This is a genomic window from Pseudomonas sp. DF5, from assembly GCF_058148225.1.
On the sequence record NZ_JBYVYM010000074.1, the window covers coordinates 1 to 599 of the forward strand.

Below are 599 nucleotides of genomic sequence, written 5' to 3' on the forward strand. Positions count from 1 at the left end.
TGAACGAGCCCCATGAAAGACAGGACACCGTTTCCCCCTTACGATAAGGGATAGGCAAACGGTTATGTTTATGACTAACAGCAACGATAAGAGTGGGGAGCTTTTGGGCCAGGAGCGGCGGCGCCGCTGGAGCCCAGAGCAAAAGCTGGCCATGGTTCGCGAGAGCCTTGAGCCAGGACAAAGTGTGTCGGTCGTCGCTCGGCGCAACGGCATCAATGCCAATCAGCTGTTTCTGTGGCGCAAGCTGTATCAGGACGGCAGCCTGTCGGCGGTCAGTGCAGGCGAAGCCGTGGTGCCTGCCTCCGAGTTGAGCGATGCGCTCAAGCAGATCCGTGAACTGCAACGGATGCTGGGCAAGAAAACGATGGAAGCAGAAATCCTCAAAGAGGCCGTGGAGATCGCCCGGTCGCGAAAATGGATTGCGCACTCACCCTTGTTGCCGGGGGACGACCAGTGAAGCTGGTCAGTGAATGTCTCGGTGTGGCGCGCTCGCAATTAACGGTTCGAATCAAGCAATCGGTATCGCCCAAGACACGGCGAAGCAGGCCTGTGAACGACGCTGAGTTGGTCGCCGAAATCCAGCAACAGGTCAGTGAACT

The 599-nt window shown here is 57.6% G+C and carries 1 pseudogene; it reads left to right on the top strand.

The annotated features are described in order from the left end of the window. Positions 1-70: 70 nt before the first annotated feature. Positions 71-599: pseudogene (locus AC30D7_RS28755) on the top strand (transposase); the annotation flags it as partial.